This window comes from Arcicella sp. GW458-12-2-14-TSB2, from assembly GCF_059423785.1.
The window spans coordinates 1-4,396 of sequence record NZ_JBWKYN010000282.1; the positions used below are offsets into that span (position 1 = coordinate 1).

At 37.4% G+C, this 4,396-nt stretch carries 4 protein-coding genes; 3 read left to right on the plus strand and 1 reads right to left on the minus strand.

Annotated elements, in window-relative coordinates; translation table 11 throughout:
• Positions 1-821, plus strand: an 821-nt coding sequence (locus tag AC07XN_RS23550) for a DeoR/GlpR family DNA-binding transcription regulator (RefSeq protein ID WP_494744826.1), incomplete at its 5' end; no start/stop codon positions are given.
• 112 nt (positions 822-933) lie between these two features.
• Complete coding sequence (gene aroB / locus AC07XN_RS23555) at positions 934-1,959, plus strand: 3-dehydroquinate synthase (protein WP_494744827.1); 1,026 nt, start codon at positions 934-936, stop codon at positions 1,957-1,959.
• A gap of 73 nt (positions 1,960-2,032) precedes the next feature.
• On the opposite strand, the gene AC07XN_RS23560 is transcribed toward aroB, so the two are convergent.
• Positions 2,033-2,959, minus strand: coding sequence for a carbohydrate kinase family protein (locus AC07XN_RS23560; RefSeq protein WP_309919167.1), 927 nt, complete (start codon positions 2,957-2,959; stop codon positions 2,033-2,035).
• A 121-nt stretch (positions 2,960-3,080) separates the two neighbouring features.
• On the opposite strand from AC07XN_RS23560, the gene AC07XN_RS23565 reads away from it, so the two are divergent.
• Positions 3,081-4,346, plus strand: a complete 1,266-nt coding sequence (locus AC07XN_RS23565; protein WP_494744828.1) for a dipeptidase — start codon at positions 3,081-3,083, stop codon at positions 4,344-4,346.
• Positions 4,347-4,396: the final 50 nt, after the last annotated feature.

The following is a 4,396-nucleotide window of genomic DNA, read 5'->3' on the forward strand; positions in this document are numbered from 1 at the left end:
ACTTATTTCTGTTTAATTTTCAAAATTTCAATCAAAAACCCGCAAAAAAACGCATGAGTATTTTAGAAAGTAAAGTTTTGTTAAAAAAGGAAAGGCAGTTACAAATAATCCATCAGATTAATCTTCATAATAAAATACTTTCTTCTGACCTCAGTTTGATTCTGAATGTTTCAGAAGACACTATTCGTCGTGATTTGAATGAATTGGCTTCCGAGAATAAAATTGTGAAAGTGCATGGTGGTGCTTTATCAAAATCATATAATGTTTCAGCGACCCAAGCCGATACGTATGCTTATGACCAAAAGAAAATAATTGCTACTAAAATGATTAAGCTCATCAAGGATGGGATGACTATCCTGACTAGCGGAGGAACTACTATGCGAGCCATCGCTAATCAATTACCTAATAATTTGCATGTAACATTCTTTACCGTAAGCCCATTAATCTCTTTGGAATTAGCCGAACATCCGAATGTGGAAGTGATTTTTTTAGGAGGCAAAATCTCCAATATCTCTAAAATCAGCGTCGGAGGTGAGGTTGTCAGTAAAATTAATGACATCAAAGCTGATTTATGTGTATTGGGTATTAATGGCTTCGACCCTGAAGGAATCAGCGATTCCGACTATGAGGTAGTACAGGTAAAAAAGGCGATGATAAAATCATCAAGGCAAGTAGTGGCTACTACTATTTCAGAAAAACTAAATTCTGATTTGCGGTTACGGGTGTGTACTTTAAATGAAATAGATTACTTGATTACCGAACTTTCGCCCAGCCACGAATTATTAAAACCTTATCATGATTTGGTAAAATACATCCTATAAATAAAAAAGGTAAGTCTTGATGGAAAATAATTGATTAATTTTGTAGCCATATTTTATGTGGACTAGCCTTGTGCTTCCAGAAAGGCAACTCAAACGTTAATCAAAATCAAAAATGTCTGTCATTATTTCCAATATTACCGAAAGTCTCCCAGCATTTCTGGCTGAAAACCAATACACCAAAATTCATGTGATTGTCGATGAAAAAACGCATCGTCATTGCTATCCTATCATCAAGCCTCTATTACCTAAGCATCAGTTAACAAAAATAAAATCGGGTGAAGCGAATAAGAACTTAAGTACTTGTGAGGTTATCTGGGAAGGACTAACGAATCAATCTTTGGACAGACATAGTTTAGTAATCAATGTGGGTGGTGGCGTAATTGGAGATATGGGTGGGTTTTGTGCAGCTACTTATAAACGTGGTATTGATTTTATTCAAATTCCGACAACCTTGCTTTCGCAAGTAGATGCTAGTGTTGGCGGAAAACTTGGTATAGATTTTCAAGGATTAAAAAATCATATTGGGGTTTTTAAAATACCTAATGCCGTTTTGATTGACCCAGTTTTCTTGAAAACTTTACCTAAGCAAGAGCTTCGTTCGGGTTTTGGTGAAATTATCAAACACTGTTTGATACAAGATGCTGACAAATGGAATGAAATTAGAAAAATAGATTTTGAAGAACAGAACTTTGCTGACTTAATTGCACATTCCGTTGCCATCAAAGAGGCTGTAGTAGCAGCAGACCCAACAGAAAAAGGATTAAGGAAAATATTGAATTTTGGTCATACTTTGGGGCATGCTATCGAAACGTTTTATTTAGGCAAGCCCAAATTGCACTTACTACACGGCGAAGCCATTGCAGCAGGAATGATTTGTGAAGCATATATTTCTTTCAAAAGAGGCATGATTGACCAACAATCACTGGAAAAAATTGAGGAATTTATCTTTGCAGTGTATGGAAAAGCGACTATTAAAGAAAGTGAACTAGAAGAGATTATCGCACTGACAGCACAAGACAAAAAGAATAAAGGCAAAGAAATTAGATTTTCTTTATTAGAAGGAATCGGAAAATGTACTTATGACATTTCAGTTGCTGCCAGCGAAATGAAAGAAGCTTTACTTTATTATATTGGATAAGTTTATTGAGCTTAGATTTGCCTAGATTTGACAACTTTTCAAAAAGTTGTCAAATCTAATCAAAACTAAAATACTACACATACAAAATCCCCTTATCTACCTTCGCTGGCAATGGTCCTTTAGTTACCAGTTTTAAAGCTGCTAAATTAGCGCCAGCATTTGCACAATTTTCTGGACTCGCTCCTTCAGTATAGGCTGTTAGAAAACCTGCCCAATAGGCATCTCCCGCTCCTGTTGCATCCACTACTTCGAGGGGTTTTACGCCCAATGTAATTTGTTTTGTTCCTTTTTCAGTTGAAATGATTGAGCCATCTCCTCCTTTGGTTAGGCAAATCAGCTCCGCTCCCATCGCATGAAAATCTTGTAGGATTTGTGCTTCTGATACTTTATGTCCATATATTCTTTCGGCGTCGTCTTCACTTAATTTTACCAAAGCATCATGCGAACAATAAGCTGAAATAGTTTCCCAAGCTTGTTTTCTATCTGGCCAAATTTGTATGGCATAATTAGCATCTAAGCTAACTTTACAATTCAAAGCATTCGCACGTTTGGCGGCATCTACAATCGTTGATTGAGCAGGGTCTTGGCTCAACGCGAAGCAAGTAGTATGAAAAATAGCAGAGGCTTCTAATAAACTATCTGGTATATGCTGTGGTTGAAGCATACGGTCTGCCGTACGATAGGCAATAAAATCTGGCGTGCCTTTGGTGCGAGAAACCACTACTATACTTGTCGGCTGAAAATCATCAATGGCTATATGGCTGACGTCAATGCCTGTTTTGGCTACTTCTGTTTTTAGGTAAATACCAATGTTATCGTTGCCAATACAGGAAACCAAGGCAGTATTCATTCCTAAACGAGCCATATTCGCAGCCATATTGGCGGGGCTTCCACCCTGAAAGCGTTCAAATGTGGCGGTTTCGAGAATACTATCTTGTATTTCTGTACCAATAAAGTCGGCCAAGAGCTCGCCAACTGAAAGTAATGCATATTTTTTCATGTTTATAAAAATGGATTGTTCTTGAGCTAAATATTCTATCATTATCAGCACTTTATCTGTGCAAATTACTGATAATTCTGTAAAAATTGAGTAGATTTAATAATAAAACCTTCACGACAATATGATGCTAAAAAACTACCTTTCAATTAGCTTAATCGCTTTTTTGATATTGACTCATGGAATATCATTTGGAAAACCCAAAAAGAAAATCACTCATACTCCAACGGTACATCGAATAGATGATAAGGAGGCTTTACTTCGCAAAAAAGCGGATGAGTTGGCACATAAATACATTATCGTTGATGGTCATGTAGACTTGCCCTATCGCCTCCATGCCAAGATGGAAGATGTTTCTGTACAAACCGCTGGTGGTGACTTTGACTATGTTCGCGCTAAAAAAGGAGGACTTACAGCTCCATTTATGTCTATCTATGTGCCTGCGGATTTACAGCGTAAAAAAGGATTTTCAAAAGCCTTGGCTGATTCCCTGATTGATATGGTGGAGAATTTGGTAAAACAATACCCTGATAAATTTGCCTTAGCAAAATCTCCTGCTGATATAGAAACCAACTTTAAAAAAGGCTTGATTTCTTTGCCAATGGGCATGGAAAATGGTTCGCCTATTGAAAGTAACTTGGCAAATTTACAGTACTTTTATGATAGAGGCATACGCTATATTACGCTTTGCCACGGGGAGGACAATTTTATTTGCGATACCTCGTATGACACTACTAATACGTGGCGAGGGTTGAGTCCCATTGGTAGACAGGTAGTTAGAGAAATGAATCGATTGGGTATTATGCTCGACTGCTCGCATATTTCTGATGATACTTTTGCACAGGTTGTAGCCCTTTCTAAAGCTCCTGTGATTGCTTCTCATTCTTCGTGTAGAACTTTTACCCCTGGTTTTATCAGAAATGCACCTGATAACCTGATAAAAGCAATGGCTGAAAAAGGGGGTGTGATTATGATTAATTATTCTTCGATGTTCTTGGATTCTATTTCAAACAAGACTTACGAAACTAAAAGAACGCATTTACGTCAATGGCAAAAAGAACATAATTTAGTTCCTAAAGATTCACTGGCTAAAGCTTATGAGGCGGATTATGACAAACTTCACCCAACACCGCTTACGAATGTGGAAAGAGTAGCCGACCACATAGATCATGTAAAGAAAATCGCAGGAATAGATTATGTAGGTCTAGGTTCTGATTTCGACGGTGTAGGTCCTACCCTGCCTGATGGTTTAAAAGATTGTTCGCAATTGCCCAACCTGATTTATGTTTTATTGAAAAGAGGATATACTGAAAAGGATATTGAAAAGATTTGTTACAAGAATGTTTTTAGGGTCTGGAATAAAGTAGCGGAGGTAGCTAAGGGAATGTAAACGAGCTTTGATTTTTATCTCTAGCGAGGGACTTAAGTCCCTCGCTAGAG

Coding starts and splice junctions, on each gene's coding strand:
- aroB (WP_494744827.1), top strand. CDS start 934: ATGTCTGTCATTATTTCCAATATTACCGAAAGTCTCCCAGCATTTCTG.
- AC07XN_RS23560 (WP_309919167.1), bottom strand. CDS start 2,959: ATGAAAAAATATGCATTACTTTCAGTTGGCGAGCTCTTGGCCGACTTT.
- AC07XN_RS23565 (WP_494744828.1), top strand. CDS start 3,081: ATGATGCTAAAAAACTACCTTTCAATTAGCTTAATCGCTTTTTTGATA.